Raw genomic sequence first — 25,453 nt, 5'->3', positions numbered from 1 at the left:
AAAATCAAAAAAAATACACATAAATATGTGAAAATCACATATTAACAGGCAAATTTAGGATAACTGTTGTTCCTTCTTTTTCTTTACTTTTAATTTCAATTATTCCATTCAAAGATTCTGCTCTCTTCCTCATGTTTCCAATACCATTCCCCCCATCTGCCAAATCAACATTAAAACCTATACCATTATCTTCTATTTTCATTATAAGCTTTTGATTTTGATATCTTAAAGACATTTCAGCTTTAGTACATAGCGAATATTTTGCTATATTATTTATGGCTTCCTTGAATATTAGGAACACATCACGACGTGCTTCCATATTTAACTTAAGTGAGAGTACTTGTTCGCTAACATTGAAATTAATTTCTATATCTTTTGTTTCAAGTATTCCAGAAGCATATTCGCGCATACGCGCCACAATTTTTTGCATGCTATCATTATCCGGTTTTATGCTCCAAACAATATCATCCATAGCCTCCATCATTTGCTGACTATTATCTGTAATCCTACTAATATATGAACTGGTTTTAACGGGATCTGTATTCATCTTACTTTTAGCCATTGAGCTAAGAATATTTATAGTACTTAAAGTGGAGCCAATATCATCATGTAAATCTCTAGCAACCTTGTTTCTTATTAATTCCACAGCTAATATCTTGTTGATATGTTGGCGATAAATAAAATATGTAATTGCACAAATAACAACCAAGGCCATAGCTATAAACCACCACGTTTGATAAAATTGAGGCAAGACAATTAAACTTAGAGACGTAATACTACTTGACTCCTCTCCTTGCAAATTGACACACTTAACATTGAAAGTATAATCTCCGGGAGGCAAAACAGTGTATTTGGCAGCATGTTCTTGGTCCGCTCTAATCCAGTCATTGTTTATTCCATCCATTTTATAATAATACAATAGTCTATCTTGTTGTGAGTAACTTAAAGATGAAAAATAAATAGTGAATGTATTTTGATCAGGCTTTAAATAAACTTTTTTATAAGCCATAAGCGAGTCAAGTGGTATAAACTTGTTTAATAATTTAAAATCTGTTAACGTTACATTAAATGGAGTTGATTTAGGAGATAATTCTTCTGGAACGAACCCATAAAGAGAGTTTTCCCCTCCAAACCATATTTCCCCATTTTGCATTTTAAACTTTGCATAGGCTGGTTTTTCAGCATATGCAAAACCATTTTTATTGGTGTAAGAAGCAAATATATTTTTCTTATAATTAAAGCTTCCCAATCCATTGTTACAAGTAAACCATAGTATATCTTCCTTATCTTTTATTAGTTTTGACACATTAGTCCCTGGTAATCCATCATATTGTGATAATTGTTTTACTTTTTGAGAGTTAATATCCAAAATATTCAAAAGGCCGTTGCTAACAAAAAAAATACTGTCATTATATTGTTCTATATCATAAACATTATTACTAAATTGCTTTGAGCCATTATCTTCCTCATCAAAAAAATGAAATAGCTCTTTAGTACCTGTACTATCTAGAACAAATACCCCTCTCTTCCTTGTTCCAATCCAAATACGATCAAGTGAATCAATATATAAACAGAAAATTGCTGCATTAAAATCATTTACTACTTTAAAATTCTGATTGATGATTTTATCTCCTTTATTCCATTTAAATAATTTTCCGTTTTGTGCACCAAACCATAAATCCCCTTTTTTGTCTTCAATAATCTGACGCACAGAAGCCATCTGTATTCCAGGGGGATTTAAAACATGAATAGCTTTTTTGGCTTTTGGTTCAAAGACTACTATATTTCCGTTTTGACAGCCTGCCCAAATTAAACCGCTTGAACTATGCTGACATAATGACCATGACATTTTTAAATAATCATCTTTCAATCCTTTATAAAGATTAACATCTTGCTTTTTGAAATGCTCGTCAAAAACTTGAATTTCTTTCCCCCAAACGCTTATCCAACTTTCAAGATCATTAGTCTCCAAAATAGAATTAATTAATAAATCATCATTATAACCGTTTTCAAACACATAATTGAAAACACTTTTTTGATCATTTCCAATTACATATAAACCATTATCTGTACAAAACCACAAATTGTTTTCTCTATCTTCAAACATTTGTTTTATTACTCTACAGTTTATATCAAATTCGGCTTTAAAAGATTTATTATTTTGAATAAATGTGTGATTGATTTCGTCTTTATTTAAAAGGGTGTTAACCCCTCCTATCCAAAGCTGATCATCATTTGTTTCAAATATCCAATCAAACTGTTCGTGTCTATCATTATCAACTAATTTCGCTGAAACATTATCAATCAATACTCCAGTTTCAGGGTTTATATGGCTAACCACATATGCTTCATTACGTGGTTGAGTATCCCAATAAAATATCCACCAGGTTTTTTTGCTGTCTATGTAAAAATTATAAACAAACTTAAAGCCTGACAAACCAGGATTTGATTTTTTATCATGATTAAGATTATCAAAGTTTAGCTCTTGAGTGTTGGCGTTATAAACAGCTATACCTTTGTTACTACATATGTAGTATTTGTTATCTTCAACATCTTCATAAAGATAATTGACCAACCATTTTTCGGGTATTTTAATTGGTAATTTCTTGTCTGAAAATGCATTGCTTGTTTTGTCAAAGCACATCAAATTTGAGCCAATATTATAAAGAAAAACATTTCCCTTGCTATCTTTAAATAGTGTTGGATCCCAATTTGTGGTTGATTTATTATCTGATAAAACCGATACTGGAAAATATTTAAATGATAATGGATCATACAGCCCTATATTTCTTCCCTGACGCAGCCAGAATCTGCCATTTCCAGCATCCAATATTTGATCAACCCCAATTGGGGGCATTGAATTGTCCAATCCATCTGATCTAAAAGTTACAAACTTTTTACCATCAAACCGTTGAATTCCATTTTCAGTTCCTATCCAAAAAAAGCCTTTTTTATCTTGCCAAATGCAGTTAATCTTATTTGAGTTCAAACCATCGGCAGTAGAAAGCCGATTAAACACATTACGGGTTTGACCAAATGTTGAAAAATTGACGACAAAAAAAATGCTCAAACAAATTAAACGGATCATTTATTGCTTTTAAAGTAAAGTTAAGAAAACATTTATTTCAACGTAATCAAAAATTAAAAATCACATGTTTATGTGATGTTAATTGTAACCATAATTTTATAGCGATTTATAAATTATAATAATTTGTAAAATGGACTTTCAATAAAAAAGAGGACAATTAGATAAGAGTCATTCAGCTACTTTTTGATTAAACATTTCTATTTTAAACCCTTCTATAGATTTATACCCTAAAGAAGAGTGTATTCTTCTTCTGTTATACCAAGTTTCTATCCATTGAAATATAGATAAATCAGCTTCTGAACTAAGCCAGTAATTGTGCTTATATACCCATTCTACCTTTAAACTTTTAAAGAAATTTTCAGCTACTGCATTATCCCAGCAGTTTCCTTTCCTGCTCATAGATTGTTTTATAAGTCCTTTATAGCTTTTTAAGATATTGGTAAATTTATAACTAGCGTATTGAGTCCCTCTATCAGAATGGAATATAAGTTCTTCAGTAATAGTATTTGATGCTACAGCCATATTGAAAGCAGGAATGATAGTATCATTAGTACTTAATGTTTGACTCATTGAACATCCTACAACTTTTCTATGGAACAGGTCTATAATGACAGTCAAATACATCCAGCCTTGACCAAGTTATATATAAGTAATGTCCGAGACCCAAACTTGATTTTCTCTATTAACTAAAAAATTTTGATTCAAGATATTAGGAGCTATAGGATAGTTATGGTTTGCATCCGTAGTCACTATAAATTTACGTCTTCTTCTAGCAAATAATTTGTTAGCCATCATCAGTCTAGCGACTCTAGGTCTGGAAATACGATAACCTCGTTTTAACAATTCAATTCTAATTCTTGGAGCTCCGTAACTCTCAAAACTATCTTGAAAAATATCATGCATTTCTAGAGATACAGCTTCGTTTTCTAACCATCGATTGGATGTGCCTGATTTCAACTAATTATAATACCCGCTTTTACTTACTTCTAATGTACTACAAATCTTCTCAACTGGAAATTTAAACTTATGATGTTTTATGAGCCTAAATTTTCCTGTCGCTCTCGGAGAAGATGCTGATCGCCTTTTTTAAGATATCACGTTCTAATTGCATATCTTTTAATTGTTTCTTCAAGTTGGCAATCTCTCGTTGTTCTTCTGTTAATTTTGACTTACCGCGTCCTGGAAAACTATTTTTATCATATTCAATAATTCCTCTTCGCCAGCTACTCAGTACTGAGGAAGGAATATCCATTTCTCTGCATACTTGGGCTATACTGCCCCTGGCATAAATTAATTCTACAGCTTTTTTCTTAAAGTCTGTTGTGTAATTTCTTTTGCGTTTTGACATAATCCGAAGGTAAATTATGTAACTGTTATTCCCTAAACTTAATGTCCAGTCAAATATAGTAAGTCCAGTTTATACTTTAATGATCCAATATTTTTATGAATGAAACCTTTTGGACATTAATATTTTTTTATTTACCCTAATATTTGAATTACTTCACTATTAAAAAAAATTAGCAAACCAGTTTAAACTTAATTGTATAAAATTTTTGTAAATCCAATGAAAAAACTCAATCATTAAGTTTTATTAATTGCTATTCTCTTTTAAGTAATACTTTTGTAAAGTATAAAATGCTTTCTTTTTTATGCCTCGATCAGAAATTAACCCTTTACGGTTCCAATAATCTTGAATATTAGGTAGCGGACGCCTTGCCGACAAAAAATCCATTAATATCCATGGCGTAGTACCTCTTAAATAAGGTATGTTTTCAAGCATATCAATGTTGTTTTTATAAACGGCTTCTTGATATTCCTCGGTCCACCTCTCTGATTCGTTGCCATGCAGTCCTTGGAGCGCACCACCCCCAAATTCGCTTATTATTAGTGGTTTTTCGTAGATCATTTTCCATTTAACATCAGAACAGAACGAAGGGGTTTCATAATACCAACCACAATAGTTGTTAACCCCTATCACATCAAGGTATTGACCAAAGGGATCATCCAAAAGTCGTAAACTATCACTACCATGAGGTTCTAGGGCTCCGGTTAGAAGCCTTGTAGAATCAACTTCACGAGCAGTTTCTACCAATCTTCTTAGAAAGTCTGTTCTTGCTTCACTAATTGGTGTTTCATTGGCAACAGACCACATAATCACCGCAGCTCTGTTTTTGTCCCGGGCTATCATGTCAAGCAATTGTTTTTGTGCATGAGAAAAAACGTTCTCATTTTTCCAATCGATAGTCCAATAGACAGGAATCTCTGACCAAACCATAAGTCCCATTTCATCGGCCATGCGAACCATATCCTCATTGTGGGGATAATGTGCCAACCTCACAAAATTACATCCAAGTTCTTTGGCCCAATTAAGCAATGTACGACATTGCTCGGGTGCAATCACTCTTCCGGCAGTAAAAGGAGCTACTTCATGGATAGAAATCCCTTTTAAAAAAACTGATTTACCATTAAGCAGAATATCACGTCCATTTACCTCAATGCTTCTAAATCCGATTTTGTCTGTAATTGTGTCTTCTTTAGTGGTAATCTTCACCTCATAAAGCTTTGGATTGATATCTGACCACAGATTTAACTTGCTTTTGAAAGTCACTTTGGCCAAACCATTTGCATCAGGCTGTGCTATTATTGATATTTTTTCTTCAGGAATCTCTATCTTCACCAAACTACGGGAAGGCCCTTGAAGTTTGACCCATCCTTCCACTTCTGATAGTGAACCTTTTTTTAGTTGTATTGAATAGTCCTGAATGAATGTCTGAGGCACTTCAATCAATCTAACGGAACGCGTGATACCTCCAAAGTTGTACCAGTCGCTATTAACAGTAGGGATTTGCTCTGGTTTACGAGTATTGTCCACCTTAACTACCACATCGTTTTTTCCTGATTTTAACAAGTCAGTCACTTCAAAATTAAATGGGGTAAAACCTCCTTGATGCACAGCTAGTTCCTCGCCATTCAGATAAACCCTAGCTTCATAATTGACCGCTCCGAAGTAGAGAAATACACGCGAGCCATTCTTAACATAAATAAATGATTTTTTGTACCAAATAGTTCCTTCGTAAAAAAACAAATTCTCTTTTTGGGTATTCCAATCTCCAGGGACATTCAATTGATCTGAATTGTCAAAACTGTACTCTACCAAGTCACTTTCATCCGTTGGCCTTTTGTCTTTGAAAAAACCATTTGGATTTACTTGATACCTGTAATTATAATAACCATTCTGCATGGGGTCTACTATGTACTTCCATTTGCCATCCAGACTTATGCTTTTCCTGTTTGAAGCAATTGTTTCAGTTTGGGCCAGAAGTCCAATGGTGTTTAAAATGAATAAAATAGAAAGAACTGTGGTATATATGTTTTTCATTCTTGATTTTTATGATTTAATAAAGATAATCATTTGGCTTTACTGAGAATAGAGATTGCTTCTGCGAATTTTATTCCAAGGTCAATATATCCCTTGCTGTCATAATGCCAAGGATCAGAATATTGATAAAACTGGGTATCTCTTACGATAGCTGCATTTTTATCCTTTCTAACATACTCCTCTTGTGCATATTGTATCAATTCGCCAAATTCCCAGGTCTTCCCTTGGTTATCCATTCCAGAATCTGAAATTTTGCCTATCACTACTGGAATATCATCATTGCGAAATACTGCCCGTATCAAATCCATGAGCCTCTTGAGATTCGCATAATACCGAAATGCAATATCTTTTGATAACACAGCATCACTTTCCCCCTGCATCCAAATGATTCCACTTGGGACTAATACATCTTCAATCCCATTGCCATCTATGTCTTTTACACATAATGCTCCAATAATTGTAGTCAAAAAATGATCGAATTGATTAATCCCATTGGAGCCTTGGTAATCAAATTCCCATGAACCATATTCACGAGCAGCCAAACTATCAATTGAAGAACCACCTCTAGCATATTTAATTAAGGCAATTTTTTCACCAGGATACAACTCCTGTAATTTTTTGCCAAAAGATAGTTCTGGTCCAAACTTACGCGAGAGTTTGTTTGTCACGCCATCTGAAATGAATCCGGCTCCATTTCCCGGTTTTAAGTTATCCCATTTCCCCAACCCGCCTTTTTGATTTTCATCTCCTACGGCACATCCTTGATAAATCCATACATTTTCAATCGTACCCCTGAGGGAGTCTGGTAATTCAGTGTTCAGTCCATGACCTTCCATATTTGATTGTCCGCCTAAAAAGAAAAGCCTAAATGTCTCTTTTTCATTGTTTTGAGCCAAAGCAATCGAAAGCATATGTGTTAATACCAAAACAATAATCACTTTTTTTTGCATTTGTCTTATATTTTATTTGTTCTTGGAATTTATGAAATGAATATTTTTAACACAAATTGCTTTGATTAACTTAATCCTAATTAGATAGATTATGTTTTACAGCTTTTATGTTCTCCTTGTTGACAAAATCCTTACTGATTTTTACATTTTTAATATTAAGGGTATCAACCTGTTTTACATCAATAACATATGCATCAAAATCAGTTGGAGGAAAGGTTTTAGAATTATTGATGGTATTATTAATAAATTCCAGTCTGTTTACTCCACCTGCCTTAAGTATAGAAGGATTGAAATTATTGAATGTATTATTTTTAATAATGATTTTGCCTAACTGGCGTCCTTTATAATCCTCATCGCCGCCGATACTTATCACGGGTCTTTTTCTGCCATCGTAACTACAATCTCCAAAGGTATTGCCTTCTATAAGCAAATCCTGCGCACCTCCAGATTCATACCACCAAGTATTTATTCCACCACTAATGATCAAGGCCTGCATCATATTACTGAAATAGTTGTTTTTGATGATTGTCTTTTTTGGTGACTTCAGTAAAAGCCCTCTTGCTCTATTATCAGCAAACTGGCTATTTGTAATGGTAACTTCCGGATACCAGTCTAAATTTTCAAGAATAAAACCTTTGTTAAGTTTCTCTGTAATATTTTCATCGAACGTAATGATATAATAGTCCTGGTTTAGTTTGTTTAATGAATTTACTGTTGTTTGAAATGCGACTTCCGGGGATTTATCAACATCAATAATCCCTACACGATCTCCTTTTTCCGCAAACTGAAATCCTGCTTGCTGAAAATGCCCAATTCTTACACCTACTTTGTCTGGTCCAAGTATATCTTCAACAATAACAAACGCTCCATGCACGTTCAAGCCGTCATCAAGTTGATTTCTAAAATTGCAATAATCAATAACTACTTTACCCTTACAGCCAGCAAAATGTGCTGCATCAGCTGTTATAGACACCATAAGTTTTTTTTCTGGATTTGGTAATATATTAACATGATCAAGAGTGATATCCTGACTGCGTTCACCAATAACGCCCATTCCTCCAGCGTAATAAATGTTCAAGTCGTGTAATTTCACATTGCTGCTTTCATTAATATGAAACGCATTTGCAATTCTTGCCTTTCCGAACTGACCTTTGCAAACCAAAACCATTCCTATAGGAGGCGGCATACCTTTAAGTCCTGAAATTCTCACCAAGCCCGGTTCCAGTTCTTTGGCTTTTATGGCATACTCCAAGTCCTGAGTTTCATACTCCGGTCTTCGAAAATCAATATAATTGTGATAATCAAATTTGTCTTTATTCCTAATTACAATATGGTCAATCATTTTCAGTGGTGTATACTTGCTAGTATTATATGACACAGCTTTTCGCTCGGGATCGAACAAAATAGCTTGGTTTAAATCATGCTCAAATCCTTCTTTGATAAAGATTAGTTGCTCATTCCTGATTGTATATGGCATATTATCAGCTAGTCTTAAATCAAACGAATGATTGGTGGTATCATTTGCTTCTATTAAACCTTCACTGTGCAGAGGGAGAAACCAGTCAATGTTTAGACCGGAAATGTCTATATTTTTCGAATTTTCAATATTAAATGGCATCATCACACCATGAAAAATAAAGGTAGATCCTTGAGCATCAATTGTTAAACCATCAAAATTTTTGATGTTAAAGGCAATTCTCCTCATGCCGTTGTCATGGTTTGTCACAAAACAATACTGTTCATACGCTTTTTCGGGATAAAAATTATAAGTGCCCTTTTCAATAATTACTTTACTGTTTTTGTGTTTTGCAGCATCTTGCAACATCGTCAATACAGAGAGGGTTGCATCTTTTTCACCTTCTATAAGATAATCACTTAGTTTAAATTCTTGAGCGAATAAAGAATGTTGTACTACTACAAGAAATAATAGTAGTTGTAAAAAGTTTATTTTACCGTAAAGCATGATTATTTAATTTTATTAAAATGATTATCCGCAAAATCTAAATACCTTTCCCAATCAAATCTTGTGATATCATGATCGCCAGATCGAATATGATATCCCATGTTACCAATCCAAAGTGGTTTATTAATTAGTGGCAATGAATCTTGTTCAAAAGTTTGCAAACCATAAAGCCTATAAACGGGCCCAGAATAAAACAAAGAGAGATATTCTCCTTTAGGGTCAGCCCATTTATCATTTTCCGCACTAGCAACATATACCGGTCTAGGAGCTATCAATCCTATCAACATATGCTGATCTAATGGTAATGAATCTTCCTTATCATTAAAATCTTTGAATGCCTTGCAGAACCAATGTGGAAAACTTTCATTGATTTGTTTAACGGTTTCTCCAAATTTTCTTCTAGAGAGAGCGGCCCCTCCACAACCTGAATCATTGGAAATAACAATAGCAAACCTTTTATCAACTGCTCCAGCCCAAAGGGCTACTTTACCCAATCTTGAATGTCCAAAAACAATTATTTGGCTTTGATTAATGTCATCGTCTGTTTCAAAATAGTCCATTGCTCTTGATAAAGCATAAGCCCAAGCCGAAATGGAACTTCTTTTATCAGGATTCTTACTTGCACAATTGGCTGTTAGTTTATACAGACCATTTTTAAAACCGTCATCAAAATCTGGATCAATATCTCCATAATAAATGGTTGCTATTCCATATCCTCTATCAATGATTCTTTCTACTGGCCATCTGCTTTCACGTACACCTCGAGATTCCTCCGTTCCCTTGTTATTGAAAATATTAAACCCAGGATTATTTCTAACATAGCTGTCAGAAATTGGAATACTCAAATCATAATGAATAGTATGATTTCCAAAAAAATTCATTCCTAAAAATAACGGCGCAGGCCCATCGGGATGCTTTGATGGAATGTAAATAAGCAAATTAGCCGTCAAGGTGTCTGTCCCATTGATAAAATGTATGGCTACGTTCTTCCTGATTGCTTTGCCACACAAGGCATAATCATCAACATCTGTTGTTTCAAACTTGATTTTAATGTCATCATCACAAACATCTCCATAAACATGATTTTTAAACATGTCCAAAATCTCAGGTCTTCTAATGGAATCCCATTGACTGGAAGTCTCGATTTTTTTTCCATTTTGAGTCAGCAAAATCTCAGGCAAAATGTAATCAGGAACCTGATTTTCATCAAAATTAATCTGCGAAAAACATATAGTTACTGAAAACCAAACAAAAATCAACTGAAAATATTTTGTTTTCATTTTATGATTTTTAAAACATTTGTTTATTGTCAAGTGAATTTGTGTTTATGTTGTAATTTATTTCTTAGTTCTTTCTTAGACCTCTCCATTACTTCTGGTTACTAAATTAGTTGTAATTTCTGTTTAAATTAGATGGGACTGTATCTAACAGCCCCATCCAAACTGCTTAAACTCAAACTAACTCAAATTACGTAAGCATTAAATAACTTAATTTTGATAGAAATATTTATTTGGATTTTTAATAGTGTTTTCCAAAAACCCTTCCTGCTTTGAATCAATTTCCAATTTCTGACAATTAATTAAGCTAATTGAAGCTTCATTGTCACCTTTATAAGTATTTCCTTCTATTTTTATGTTTGTGCAATTTTGAAGATCAAACGGAGATAAATCATTGAAAATCTGTGGATATTTTTTTGTTTGGATAATTGTGTTATTCCTTATTATTAATCCGTCAACACTTAGGGCATAAATAACAAGAGGATCAAATGTTCTTATTTTATTGTTTTCAAAAACTATATTTTTATGATAATAACCGTCTTTTCTATATTCTTTCCCAATGATAGGATCTATTTGCAATATTGCCTGTGGTGAATGACCTCCAACACCTAAATTTTCAAAAGTATTACCCCTAATGGTTACATTTGATACAGGCCCAGATTCAAACCAATAATTTGCATCTCCACATATTCTAATGCCGGCCATCATTGAAGCAAAGTAATTGTTTTCAATCAATACAGGCTTTGAAGTTGAAATCAATAGACTGCGTGCCCGGTTTTGTTTTACAGAACAATTTTTCACTTCTAAAGAAGGCATCCATGTAATGTTTTCAATGGCTATATTTTTTTTGGTGAAATCAGGAATTTTATCTTCAAAAGCAATCTTATAGTAATTTTCATTAATCATATCAATGCTTTTAACTACACCAATACCTACAGGAAGCAGATTAGTTCTATCTATAAATCTTAAAGTATCACCTTTTTCTGCAAAATCAAATCCTTGTTGCTGAAAGTGACCAAACTTTAATGCAACAGTTGAAGCATCAATCACTTCATCACAAATCATATATGTACCATGAACATTTGTAGCATCGTCAAGCATATTTTCGAATCTACAATCATCCATAGATATCTTACCTTTACAGTTTATAAAATGTGTTGCATCAGCAGTAGCTGAAATTACCCTTGTAGATCCTTCTTTTAAGATGACATTAAATTTATTCAATGAAATTGTTTCTGTCTTTTCGGCGATAAGTGCCATTGCCCCAGAATGATAAACATTGATGTTGTTCAGTACTAGATTTTTAGACTTATAAACCCTAAAACCAACTATATTCCTGTTTTTACCATGTGGGCCTTTATCAGAATATATGCTACCTACTGGTGGAACTTTGGCCGCATCCAAATTTGAGAACCTAACAATGTTATTGCCAAGATCTGTTGCTTTTAAAAAATGCTTATTAAAATTATGTTCATATTTTGAAGTAAAGTATTCCGGTGATTTAGTTATGGCGTTGTAAACAATGTTTTCTCCCATACCTATTTCCCAGTCGTATCCGCTAAAGTATAGGATATCATCTTTTATTTTGTATTTGTTTTCTTTATTGATCTTTAAGTCAAATGTTTTTTCTTTTTGGTTATTAGCAACAACAACTCCTTCTAAATCAAAAGGAAAATCATATTCTATGTTTATATTTTCTATTTTAATATTTGTGGAATTTTCAACCAAAAAAGGAATAACGCTCCCATGAAATATAAAAGTGGCTCCATTACCGTTGATAGTTATATTCTTTCTTCCTTCTAAAGCAAAAATAAACTTGCGAAGTCCATTATCATTATTAGAAATTTTTACATATTTTTCATAAGCTTTCTCTGGATAAAAATTATATATTCCAGTCTTGAACTCTATTGTGCATTCTGATTCTTTATCATTATTAAGCACATCAAAGACTTTGGATGTAAAATCCTCATCATTGTTTGATGCTTCAGAAAAATAATGTTTTATTTTATTTGTTTGTGCCGAACAACTAGTTAATACAACTACTAATATTGTTATAAGGGCTATATATCTTCGCATTCTTGCCGTTTTTTAAGAATAAATGGTAATTGATTTAAAAAAATTACCCTTGATTTTAATTCAACTTTTTCTGTTAAAATTATATTTCCATCTGTAGCTTAACCTACTCGGGGATTCATTGAAAACAAGAAATATTATTCACCAGGTTTAAAAAATTTTATGGTTCGAACTTTAAACTTTCTACCACTATTTGTCATATCGGCGTAATAAATTTTTGCAACCTGTCCTGCTTCAACATCTGTGTTACCTATTATAGTTGCATACCAAGCCCTACCACCTTGTTCTGAACCAATTATGCTTACTGGAGTACTCCAATTAATGCCATCAGCACTTACTGAAAGAAAAATTTTAGCCGTATTACCCCATCCATGCCATACCATAACCCACTTTTCAAGGTGTGTGTTCCAGTGTACAGAAGGGTTGGCTCCAGGAGACAACCCCGGTACTTGTGTTTGTTGTCCTCCAAGTCCAGGTTCTGTGAATGCTCCGTTATAATATTTTTTCCATGTGCCTGGAGCTCCATTTGGATCTTCTGAAATAGCCATATATATCCAATTTTCCTGATAATAACAAACCCACCGATTATTAAAATGATCCCAAACTACACAGCAATCGCCTGATCCACCCCATTCAGGGGCTGCAGGTTTTGCTTTGGGGCTTGTTATAATCTGCTCTCCTTCGCTCCATGTTGTTCCCTTATCGGTTGAGTAGGTCACTCCAATAGATTTCCATGCAATACCACTACTGTTTCGAGGATACCAATGGTCTTCTGCATGATAAAACCCAATAAAATTGTCATTTTCTTGACGAAATACTGACATTAGCCAAGAACCTCCATTATTATAAGCATCATAGTCTCCTCTTCCACCAAATACTGGATTGCTCGGTTGGAGGGTTGTTTGATCCTCTACAAATTGGGTTGAACCAATTGATCGATGTGATTCAAATTCAGCCCAAAACATAATATATTGGTTTCCATCTGGTAGCACGGATATATGTCCGTCAGGATACCATGCGAAATAAGGATAATTAACAGGGTTACCTACGTCCTCAGATTCGTATATATCAGCTCGCCATTCTCCCTCTATACCTACGGTATAATCAACTGCAGGAGTTGGATCGGGATCAGGTACGGGATCAGGATCAGGTATAGGATTAGGTTCATCAATAGGATCAGGTTCGTTTTTATTAACTGCAGCATCTTTACTACAACTTAAAAGCAAAAAAACTGCAAAAAATAAAAGAATAATATGCTTCATGTAATTAATATTTTTTGTTTTAGTTTTTTAAAAAGAGAAAAGAGATGATTCTTAATCCACTTTTCTCTTTTTTAACTAAACTAAACTCATTAATTTGCTAAATACCCTGGATTTTGTTCTAAATCACCACCACTTACTTGTATTTCTCTATCTGGTACAGGAAATAATACGTGATAATCCTTGATATTAGCCGCAGCAATAGGATTACCTGTGCTTGATGCTCGCACCGCTTCAATCAATTTACCATATCGTACTAAATCTACCCAACGATGGCCTTCAAAACAAAGTTCCCACTTTCTTTCATCAAGAACTGCCTGTAAAAATGCTGGTCCTGAAAGCCCACTTAAGTTACCTAATCCAGCTCTTGTGCGCACCCTGTTAATAGCAGTATAAGCATCTGCATTAGGACTGCCATCAGCACGACATTGTGCTTCAGCATACATTAACAATACATCTGCAAAACGCGTGAGCGGAAAATTAAATGGTGATTGCCATTCTGTAGCATATCCACGAGTTGCTGGATTTGGGTCATGTCTCCATTTATAAGCATAATAATTACCATCGTTAGTTGGTTGTGTATTTCCATCAGCATCTATAACAACATAGTCAACAATATTGTGGTCTCTTCTAACATCTCCCGGTGTATATGAATTATATAATTCTGGCATGGCACGACATATTGAATATGAAATTGTGTATGTATAGTTTCCAGGAGGACCATCCCAAGTTGCAACTTCTCCTCCTTCAAGGTCTGTTGCAATATATTCTGCACTAAAAATATATTCCACTCCATGCTCGTGGTCCAATTTAAAAATATCTTCATAGTTGGGTTCAAGGTCATAAGGGCCATTATCAATAACATCCTTTGCGTATGCAGCAGCTTTTGCAGCAGCAGTTTGATCTTTTAAGGGTTCACCAGACATTTGCAAATAAACCTTTGCCAAATATGTTTTGGCAGCATACTTAGTTGCTCTTCCTGGTTCATTAATTACTGGAATATTTTCTTCAGCAACTTTTAAATCATTAATGATAAAATCATAGGTATCAGACAAGGAACTTCTAATATTTCTAAATTCATTTAAATTTGTATCCTCAGTTATAATAGGTACGCCTCCATAAAAACGTGCTAGTTGGAAATAGTAAAAAGCCCTTAAAAAACTTGCCTCACCAAGAATTCTTTGTTTTGTTGCCTCAGGCATAGAAACACTGGTATTTTTAATTTTATCAATTAAAACGTTGCATCTATTTATACCAATGTATTGCAATTGCCAAACTGCACTTGGTATCCTTGAAAAGGAAGTAAATGTATAATTGCCTATTTCTTTACCAGTGGCATCCCAAAACCCTTGATTAACGTACATTTCATCAGTTCCTGCACGTCCCATCATCAACAACCCTTTAAAATAGGTGCCAAACCCCCTATCACCTTGGTGAACAGCAATTGGATCATAAGCCCCAGTAAGAGCTAAATCAAAATCTTCAGGCGTGGCAAAGAAGTTGCCTAATTCTAAATTGCTTTTAGGAGCAATGTCTAATTGATCATTACAGGATGAAAGCAAAATAGTTGAAAATATAATTAATACTAAATTTTTCATAGTTAAATAATTTAAATGTTAAAAATGAATGTTTAAGCCCATCAAATATGTTTTTGCCCGTGGGAATGCACCATAATCAAATCCTTGTACAAATGGATATCTGTAGTCAACTTGGTTTGAAGTGACTTCTGGGTCATACCCAGAGTATTTTGTGAATACCGCTAAATTGTCTCCTGCAACATATACTTTTGCGCTTTTAATTTTAAGAGCATCTGTCAATTTGGATGGTAAATTGAATCCCAACCTAACTGTTTGCAAACGAATGAATGAACCATCCTCAATTAAATAATCTGCTGGTCTTAACGATGGTACTCTTGCATATTGCGTATTATTTGGAGTCTGTGGAGTCCATCTATCTAGCCAGGCTGCAGATTGATTACCATTTCCACCAGGAAAAGATGCAACTCTTGTTGTTGTTGCATTAAATACGTCATTCCCGTATGAATATTGAAGCACTACATCTAGTTCAATTCCTTTAAAGGAGAAGTTATTACTCCATGAACCAAAAAAGTTTGGTAACGTGTTTCCAATCACAGATCGATCAAAACCATCAATTGCTCCGTCATTATTTATATCGGCGTACTTAATATCACCTGGTTTCTCACCAGCTCCTGCTGTAGCTACCCCAGCTTTTGGTGAACCATCTGGATTAAAATCGCTTGGTAAATATATACCATCAGTAGTATATCCGTAAAGGTCATTGATTGAACCTCCTACTTGAAGAATAACCTCATCTGTATTAATTGCGTCGTAATTCACGTCAATATAAATGGGTTCACCGTCACCACCTAAAGCATTGATTTTATTTTGTTGTGTAGTGAAATTAAATTTTGTGCTCCATCCAAAACCTCTTTTAGTTGTTAATGCGTAATCAAGAGACAACTCAAAACCGCTATTTTCTATTTCACCAATGTTAAACCATCCTGAGGCAAACCCTGTAGAAATACTTACAGGTGTGTTCAATAAGAGATTAGTAGTTTTTTTAATATAATAGTCAGCAGTAATATTAAGAGCGTTTTTAAATAACCCTAAATCAATACCAGCATTCGTTTGTGTTGTGGTCTCCCATGTAAGATCTTTATTTTCTAAATTTAGAGGACTAACGCCATTGGCTGAAGTTCCATTAAAAGTATAATTTGAATATGTCTGATCCAGTAAAGCCCCTTGAACCGGTACACTAGCGTTACCAACTTGTCCAATACTTGCTCTCAATTTTAAATTTGATATAAGTTCTGAATCTTTAAGAAAAGCTTCATTATGAACGTTCCATGCCAAAGCCCCTGAATAGAAGTTACCCCATTTATTCTTTTGGAACCTAGAGGTGCCATCTCTACGAAATGATCCTGTAAGAAGAAACCGATTATCATAGGAATAATTTGCTCTAGCTAAATAGGATTGCATGACCAAATCATCAGCAGAAGATTGAGCTGTAAATTCTCCAGCTCCCTGCAGGGAATTATAACCTAAAGTCTCGTTTTGGAAATCTCTACCTTCAATTCTATTAAACTCATTCTGGTGCTTTTGGTATGAAAACCCTGCTACAAGATTAACATTGTGTTTTCCAAATTCTTCTGAAAAAGTAAAGTAATTTTCACTTACAATATTTTTGGCATTAACACTTGCTTGAATTGCAAGACCATTATTTAATTGACCTGATGGCGTTTTTGTAGAATAAAATTGCTGATCTTTAAGATTGTAAATATCTATTCCTAAAGTAGTTTTAAAAGACAACCAGTCCAAGAATTTGAAATCTGCATAGAGATTACTAATTGTACGGTTAATATTTTTGTCAAGATCTGTGTTTTTAGCAACATTATCAGGTTCGCCTAAATTTCCTTGTATTACATTATCAATGTTACTCTGAGAGACTCCAGCTCTTCTAAAATAAGCTTGAGTATCATTATCCATGTGGAATGGAGCTGCCACTAATGCCGTGATAGTAACACCTGCGGCCGTTCCCTCTCTTCCATCAGTAGGAACCCCATTATTAACAATATTGCTGTAAGTAAGGCTTCCACCTACTTTGAGGATGTCATTAAATTTGTGATCAACTGAAATACGGTTGGTAAGTTTCTTATAATTAGTTTCTATTAAAACTGACTTATCTTGAGTATAAGAAGCCGAAACCGCATAGTTTGTTTTATCGGACCTTCCTTGCGCAGATAAAGAATGATTTTGAGTAAAGCCTGTTCTATATATTACGTCTTGCCAATTGACATTCATCGCATCTGGATTAGAAAAAACATATGGAACACCAGTCTCTGAAGTAAAAAGCCTATTGTTTGGATTACTTGTTTGTTGGTATTTTACATATCCAGCAAAATCCAAGACATCTAACCTTTTATTCATCTCATGTAAACCCATATAAGTACTGTATGTTATGCCTGCTTCTCCTTTTTTATTCCCCTTTTTAGTAGTAATCATAATGACTCCATTAGCACCACGATTACCATATATTGCAGTTGCTGATGCATCTTTTAATACTTCTATTGTCGCAATATCATCAGGATTAACATATGCAAAAGCACTAATTTGTGAGCTAAATGCTTCTAAACCTCCTCCACCTGAAGTACTTACTTGATCAATAGGAAAACCATCAATAACAATTAAAGGTTGAGAACTTCCACTTACTGAACTAATACCCCTAATGTTCATTTTTGTTGCAGCACCAGGTTGTCCACCTGTTGAACTAACAGATAAACCTGCTGCTTGACCTTGTAGCGCTTGTTCAATATTTGTAATAGGTCTAGACTCTAAAGCATCAGTGTTTATTGAGGTTACAGCCCCTGTAACATCCGAACGCTTTTGTGATCCATACCCTATCACAACAACTTCATCCATTGACTCTATAGAAGGCTTCATTGTGACATTAATTGTAGTTTTCCCTCCTATATTTATTGCTTGGGTCAAGTATCCAATATACGAATACTCAAGTATGTCATTGGAGCTGGCATCTATTGAATATTTGCCGTCAAAATCAGAAACTGTTCCTTTTTGAGTTCCTTTTATTGAGATATTTACACCTGGTAATGGCAACCCATTATCATCCGTAACTGTTCCCGTAATTTTTGTTTGAGAATAAATCATACCGGTAAACAGTAATGATACCACAAGCAATATATTTTTAATTGTACCTATTTTCATGATAATTATGTTTAGTTTTTTCATTTTTCTATTCTACAACTTTTATCGATATCTCATCAACTGAAATTTTCACATTAGAACTACTTCCAAATACTAAATCAGGAAAACAGTTCGTCCTTGAATTCCCATCATCAGGTATCCTGACAACTACAGAAACAAGTTGCCAATTGGTAGTTAAAACCACTGGGAGACTTGTACCTGAAATAGGATAATACTCAGAATAACCTTCAGGTGTACCTCCTACTGGCAATGAACTACTCCAAGCTGGAAGATGATTTACTAAACGAAATGTGTTCAAATTTGCAACACCTGCTGTAGCAGCTTTTACATAGGCACTTATAGTGTAATCCCTGCCGTTTTCAACAGCTACGGTAATGCTCGGGTCTTTGTCGCGAGAAATTAATTGAGCAAAAGCCCAGGTACTGTCATAATTAAAGTAAGATGTTTTAGCTGTTCCATTGGCGCCACCATCTTCAACAGCATAAGGGAAACCTGCTCCATTCCAGGTTTGCCAACCTACAATCAAACCATCTTCAAAATTACCGTTGAGCATTAATTCTGGAGGACCAACCTGAACTAAATCGGTTTTCTCAACCGAGGAGACACTTCCATCTCCAGATCTTGTTACCGATAATGAAATAGTAACAGGTTTGTTAACATTAAATGTTACTGTTGGGTTTTGCTCAGTTGAGGTTGCAGGTGTGCCACCTTCAAATACCCAGTTCCATGAAGTAGCATTACCAATTGTTGCATCTGTAAACGTGACAGATTCACCAACCTTTATTCTAGTAGCTGATGGTGTAAAATCTGCTATTAGCTCAGGATACACTTTAATAGGAAATTCCTTTGTTTCTTTGGTTCCATCAAAATATTCTACTTCCAATGTAGCCGTTATATCTCCTTCTTCTTGAAAAACAACGTCAGCTTCAGGCCGATCCGAAGTAGCAGGGTCACCGCCCGGAAAAGTCCAGGTTCTATTTAAAACCCCAAGAGATAGATCAATGAATTTCACTTCAGCACCATTTGCCACTGTTTTATCAGTTGAAACTGTTGCCAATAGTTCTTTTGTTCGCTGATTGTTTACACTATCACTCTCACATGAGGTAAACACCAATAATCCTAATAAAGCATAAAGTAAAGACCTTAAAGGATAATACAGTAATAATTTTTTCATAAGGTTATAGTTTATTTAGTTTTAGTTTGACAATACTAACATCAACGATTTTTTTTTTTATTTCACTGACTATAAAGCATTGATAAACAAATTTATTTAGGATTGCAGAAAGTCGTCATAAATAATGTAACAACAATCAAATACATTGTAACAATTTACTATTTCAAAAAAAGCACACCCTATTCAATTGTTATTTTTTTTCAATGAATTGATTGACAATAATCTTGATTATATACATTACATCTTACCATGTAACATTTTTAGTATATATTGTAACATCTTTTATTAATCCCTAAAAATCTTCATACTTTTTTATAGCTTTGTTTTTGGTCATATTTATTTTCTGAATAATCAAGAAAGGGAAACTCATCCTAGTCATTTATAATTACAGCATATTAGGGCACCATATTCAAATGAAAACAATACTAGAGAACCCCAAAATTTTGTTATTATGGCTGATATTTTATGTGTGTCCTTTAACTTCTCAAAATTATTTGTACGCACAGGAGTTACAATTTAAATCCTTGACGGTTAATGATGGACTTACACAACACGACGTAAGTTCCATAATACAAGATAGCTATGGATTTATTTGGATTGGAACGTATGATGGTTTAAACAGATACGATGGTTTTAAAGTAACAAATTTTTCACATAAAACAGGAGACATAGAAAGCCTCTCTAGTAACCGAATAACATGTTTATTTGAAGACTCTAAAAAAAGAATATGGATTGGAACTGATGGCAATGGGCTGAATTATTATTCTTTAATAACAGAAAAATTCACGAGGATCAATACTCCCCAAGAATTTAATCTAATATATGACATTTCTGAAAATGCTAATGGCGAAATACTTATAGCAACTGGGAACGGTTTACTAAAGATTATTGATGATGAAAAACCAAAAGCAGAAATCGTTCAACTTCCATTAACGGGTTTAAACGTTCATAAGATTTTAATAACTCTCGATAATTCTATTTACTTTGCTACAAACAGGGGCATATGGATATTAAAAAATAATAATTGCATTCAGCTTAAAGAAATAGAAAGCGAACAATTTTCTGAATTAATTGAAGACAAGAACCACAATATCTTAGCAGGGGGATATGGACGCTTAAATGTTATAAAACATCAGGGCAACAAGGTTGTAGTAGATCAAATAGAAGCATTTTCTGGTATGGATATTATTTCCCTTTGTAAATCCAATGATGGCAATATTTGGATTGGAACATTAAATTCAGGGCTTTTTAATTTAGATGCTAGAAATTATAAGATTAAGCAAAATTACACATCAAGTTTTTATGAAGAACGAAGTTTATTGAGCAACACGGCTTTGTCACTTTTTTTGGATAATACCAATACCTTATGGATAGGAAACCGTCAAGGGCTTTGTTATACAAATCTTTCTCAAAAAAAATTCAAAAGTATTCCGTTAGAAGAATCAACCAAACTTTTACAAAACGTAAACATTAGCACTTTAATGTTAGATGATGATGACCTCTATTATGGTGTTCAAAATAAAGGCTGTTTTCAATATTCACTGAAAGATCATAAAACACAAAAAATTAATACTGCATTCAATTTTGATCCACTTTGTCTTACCAAAATAAATGAAACGGTTTTTATTGGATCAGATATCGGTTTATTTTTATATGACAAAAATGACGTGTCTTTAAGGCAAGATAAATTAATTACAAGACATGATCCTGTTTTCCCGTTACAAGTTTCTTCAATATGCAAAGATGAAAACGGCCACATTTATTTTGGTTCATTTTCAGGACTTATTGTTAGAAATGGTGATCATACTGACTGGATTCACTATCTATACCCACAAACAGAAATTTTAAGAGGCAAAAGAATATTTCGCTTACTTTATGATAAGGATGCAAGTTGTATATGGATTGGGACTATTTCAGATGGGCTTTACAAATTGAATTTGACCAATGAAGGCAATTTTATTTCGCTTGAAGTTTATAAAGAATCCATGCAGAATGATTACCATATCGCTAACAATACTATATGGTGCTTTCTTAAAGGTAAAGACGGAAACCTATGGATTGGGACGGATGCAGGACTTTTAAAAAAACCCAAGGATTCGAACAAAATAAGCCAAATTACTATTGATGGTATTGTAGACAGAAAAATTATGGGGATTCTTGAGGATGACCATAATAATCTTTGGCTTACCAATTCACAGGGGCTAATTCGCTACGATATCAATAAAAATAATGCTCGTCGTTATACCTATAACGATGGACTGCAATCTAGCACATTCACTGAAGCTGTTGGAAATGATAAAGATGGCAAATTCTTTTTTGGAAGCATTCATGGTATAAACTATTTTAATCCTGATGAAATAATAGATAACCCATATAGAACTGATGTTGCCATTTCTGATTTTAAAATACACAACATTAGTATTTCTCCGGGGAAAAGTTATTTTGGTCGAGAAGTACTTCAGAAATCAATAAATCTTACTAAAGAACTTACTTTAAATTACAAACAAAATAATTTTCTCTTTGAATTTACTGGCACCAATTATGCTAATGCCTACGAAAACATGTATAAATATAAGTTAGAGGGCTATGACACAGATTGGATACATGATGTTGGTAACCATCGATTCGCTACTTACTCAAATTTAAAACAAGGAAGTTATACTTTTTATGTTGAAGCAGCCAATAACGATGGTGTTTGGAATGGTAGCCAAAAAAAAATCATTTTGAAAATATTACCTGCGCCATGGTTTTCCATATGGGCCTATTTACTTTACTTTGCCTTGGTATTGGGGATTATTTTAGGTTTTATATTTTTTCTGAATAATAGACAAAAATTAAAACATCAATTAGAGTTAGAAAACATCCAACATGTCAAGGATCAAGAAATAAATGAACTTAAACTCAATTTTTTTACTGATGTAGCACATGAATTCAAAACTCCATTATCACTAATAATTGGGCCTCTTAACGATCTTATGTCCCCTTCAATAAGCAAAGAACATCGTGATTTTTGTTTTCAGATAGTCAAGCGTAACACTAAACGCATGATGTTTTTGGTAAATCAGCTTTTGGATTTTCGTAAAGTAAATGCTAATCTCAATATTCTAAAAGTATCTCATAATGATCTTTCTGATTTTACAAAGGAAACAACTAAAGCATTTTTGTGGCAGGCAAAAAATGAAGAGATTAACTTTAATGTTATAACGCCAGATTCATTTGAATGCTTTTTTGATAAAGATATCATTGAAAAAGTTTTGTACAACTTATTGTCCAACGCCTTTAAATTTACTCCAAAACATGGAATTATTGAAATTGAAATAAAACCTATTTGGAAAAAGAACAGAAAGTTTGCAAGTATTATTATTAAAGATAGTGGAAAAGGCATTCCTGATAAAGAAAAGAATAGAGTTTTTGAGCGGTTTTTTCATGGTAAAAATCGTTCATCTTCAGGCATAGGACTTCATTTAAGTTATCACTTAATACGAGCTCACAAGGGAGAAATAGATGTCTCTGATAGTAATTATGGTGGTACAGAATTTATTGTAACAATACCTGTTTCTGAAAATGACTACCAAAATGAAGAACTTACCCAAGCAAGTAAATCAATTAATTCCTTCAGTGATTTATCCATTGAATTTGACAACCCGAAAAAGGAAAGTTCAGAAAAACTTGAGAGCATTCTAGTTATTGAAGACGATCATGATTTACGCGCCTATCTTAAAAACAGCCTTAAAACCCATTACACGATTTTGGAGGCATCAAATGGACTAGAAGGAATTAAACAAGCTGTTGAACACCTTCCCGATATCATTATAAGCGATATTATGATGCCTGAAAAGGATGGTATTGAAATGTGTAAAGAAATCAAACAAAATATTAAGACATCACATATACCCATCCTCTTACTGACTGCTAAAACAGCTGAAGAACATATAAAAATAGGTTTAGAAGCTGGTGCTTGGGATTATATTACAAAACCTTTCAATACGCAATCTCTTCATCAAAAAATCGTAAATATTTTAGATACTAGAAACAAATTCAGAGAATTTTTAATTTCACAAAATATCACAGTAGAAGTAAAAAACCACTATTCACCTTATGATCAAAAACTAATTGCAAAAATTTCAAAAATAATTGAAGATAACATGAGCAATCCAGAATTTTCTACAAAGGATTTTGCATCAGAAATAGGGCTTAGCAGGATGCAACTTCATCGAAAATTAAAAGCATTATCTGGACAAACAACAACCTCCTTTGTAAATACTATTAAAATGCAATATGTTGCAAAAATGTTTGATGAAGGTTGTGACAGAATACAAGAAGCAATGGATGCCATTGGAATAAACAACTATACTCATTTCAATTACTTATTTAAAAAGCATCATGGAAAAACAGCTACAAAATATATTTCTGAAAAAAAGCTGGACTTGCAATAAAAAAGTGGACAATTAGATAAGAGTCATGCAGCTACTTTTTGATTAAACATTTCAATTTTAAACTCTTCTATAGATTTATACCCTAAATAAGAGTGTATTCTTCTTCTGTTATACCAAGTTTCTATCCATTGAAATATAGATAACTCAGCTTCTAATCTAAGCCAGTAATTGTGTTTATATACCCATTCTACCTTTAAACTTTTAAAGAAACTTTCAGCTATTGCATTATTCCAGCAGTTTCCTTTCCTGCTCATAGATTGTTTTATAAGTCCCTTATAGCTCTTTAAGATATTGGTGAATTTATAACTAGCGTATTGAGTTCCTCTATGTTCTTCATTGGTCACAGATTATAATTATTGAGAGTTTTCCCCCTATATAAAGTTACTTATTACAAGTATTTACTATCATAAAAAATTCTCTACATAAGCGTGATTATAAAACTAAGGGGGAAGAGCAAGAGGGTAACACGCTGCGCGATGTTACTGGTTCATATTCCGTTTAAAACCAGCTATTTAACAATTTTGATTGGTTGCATTTATTTTGGATTTGCGGCAAAAGCTCTTGAGACCCCATTAAAATGGCACTTATTTGCGGCAAACCAATAGGATTTCATATGATCTGGTGGATATTGGACCGTTGTAGGGTCTGTCAAATTCTGCTTATCCCATTTTTACGGTAAAAAGCCCCGTAAGCCCCATGAACAGGGAATAATTTACAGGAAAAAACATATGGCCAATTTTTGTTGATCGGTATTGCCGGCTTTTGGTTTTTATAGGTCATAAAAGGGTATCGGTTCACTATTTTTTTATTAAAAAAGCTTCTTGTCCCAGTAAAACCAAGGAGTATTTTAATGAAAAACGAAACCATCCCTTGAATTTACCAAAAACATTGCATAGTATTAGTTCGATAGATGTTGGGGCTTTTGTTCCGTAATGATTTCACAAAAATCCCTTTTGGTTGAAAAAAATGGCTGGTCTGTCTTCTTATTGGGAACGGATTGTTTTTTTTAGCTCTTTTCTTTCAGCACCAGTTTTTCAATGGCATCATAGCTTGCCAACTGTGCATCTGGCAATAGGCCGTCCACCAGGTCCAGCACCGTGGCTATGGTCAGG

General features: G+C 33.7%; 11 protein-coding genes and 2 pseudogenes. 1 reads left to right on the top strand and 12 read right to left on the bottom strand.

Features of this window, described 5'->3' with window-relative positions; genetic code table 11:
* Positions 1-34: 34 nt before the first annotated feature.
* The 11 genes and pseudogenes from IEW94_RS15435 to IEW94_RS15385 form a co-directional block, all read right to left on the bottom strand.
* Positions 35-3,088, bottom strand: coding sequence for a ligand-binding sensor domain-containing protein (locus IEW94_RS15435; RefSeq protein ID WP_188654711.1), 3,054 nt, complete (start codon positions 3,086-3,088; stop codon positions 35-37).
* Between the two features lie 168 nt (positions 3,089-3,256).
* Positions 3,257-4,436 (bottom strand): annotated as a pseudogene (locus tag IEW94_RS15430) (IS3 family transposase).
* A 243-nt stretch (positions 4,437-4,679) separates the two neighbouring features.
* Positions 4,680-6,467 (bottom strand): glycoside hydrolase family 2 protein, encoded by a 1,788-nt coding sequence (locus tag IEW94_RS15425; protein WP_188654709.1) that lies wholly within the window; start codon positions 6,465-6,467, stop codon positions 4,680-4,682.
* Between the two features lie 29 nt (positions 6,468-6,496).
* Positions 6,497-7,417: a sialate O-acetylesterase gene (locus IEW94_RS15420; protein ID WP_194446404.1), complete on the bottom strand. Its 921-nt coding sequence runs from the start codon at positions 7,415-7,417 to the stop codon at positions 6,497-6,499.
* 76 nt (positions 7,418-7,493) lie between these two features.
* Positions 7,494-9,380, bottom strand: coding sequence for a right-handed parallel beta-helix repeat-containing protein (locus IEW94_RS15415; RefSeq protein ID WP_188654705.1), 1,887 nt, complete (start codon positions 9,378-9,380; stop codon positions 7,494-7,496).
* A 2-nt stretch (positions 9,381-9,382) separates the two neighbouring features.
* Positions 9,383-10,660 carry a glucuronyl esterase domain-containing protein gene (locus tag IEW94_RS15410; RefSeq protein ID WP_229669546.1) on the bottom strand — a complete coding sequence of 426 codons (1,278 nt, stop codon included), beginning with the start codon at positions 10,658-10,660 and terminating at the stop codon, positions 9,383-9,385.
* Between the two features lie 207 nt (positions 10,661-10,867).
* The gene (locus IEW94_RS15405; protein WP_188654703.1) at positions 10,868-12,733 is read right to left on the bottom strand and encodes an alpha-1,3-galactosidase-related protein; all 1,866 of its coding nucleotides are present in this window, start codon (positions 12,731-12,733) and stop codon (positions 10,868-10,870) included.
* A 134-nt stretch (positions 12,734-12,867) separates the two neighbouring features.
* Positions 12,868-13,992, bottom strand: coding sequence for a sialidase family protein (locus IEW94_RS15400; protein ID WP_188654702.1), 1,125 nt, complete (start codon positions 13,990-13,992; stop codon positions 12,868-12,870).
* Between the two features lie 89 nt (positions 13,993-14,081).
* Positions 14,082-15,587 carry a RagB/SusD family nutrient uptake outer membrane protein gene (locus IEW94_RS15395; protein ID WP_188654701.1) on the bottom strand — a complete coding sequence of 502 codons (1,506 nt, stop codon included), beginning with the start codon at positions 15,585-15,587 and terminating at the stop codon, positions 14,082-14,084.
* Between the two features lie 18 nt (positions 15,588-15,605).
* Entirely contained in the window at positions 15,606-18,755 is a 3,150-nt protein-coding gene (locus IEW94_RS15390) for a SusC/RagA family TonB-linked outer membrane protein (protein WP_188654700.1), read from the bottom strand.
* A gap of 4 nt (positions 18,756-18,759) precedes the next feature.
* On the bottom strand, positions 18,760-19,905 hold the full coding sequence (locus IEW94_RS15385) for a PKD domain-containing protein (protein ID WP_188654699.1): 1,146 nt from the start codon (positions 19,903-19,905) through the stop codon (positions 18,760-18,762).
* A 413-nt stretch (positions 19,906-20,318) separates the two neighbouring features.
* Between IEW94_RS15385 and IEW94_RS15380 the strand changes: the two genes are divergently transcribed.
* Positions 20,319-24,341: a hybrid sensor histidine kinase/response regulator transcription factor gene (locus tag IEW94_RS15380; protein ID WP_188654698.1), complete on the top strand. Its 4,023-nt coding sequence runs from the start codon at positions 20,319-20,321 to the stop codon at positions 24,339-24,341.
* Between the two features lie 23 nt (positions 24,342-24,364).
* On the opposite strand, the pseudogene IEW94_RS15375 reads toward IEW94_RS15380, so the two are convergent.
* Positions 24,365-24,667 (bottom strand): annotated as a pseudogene (locus tag IEW94_RS15375) (integrase core domain-containing protein); the annotation flags it as partial.
* Positions 24,668-25,453: the final 786 nt, after the last annotated feature.

Source organism: Yeosuana aromativorans, from assembly GCF_014646655.1.
Lineage (GTDB): Bacteria > Bacteroidota > Bacteroidia > Flavobacteriales > Flavobacteriaceae > Yeosuana > Yeosuana aromativorans.
This window is presented reverse-complemented; position numbering and strand designations above follow the sequence as displayed.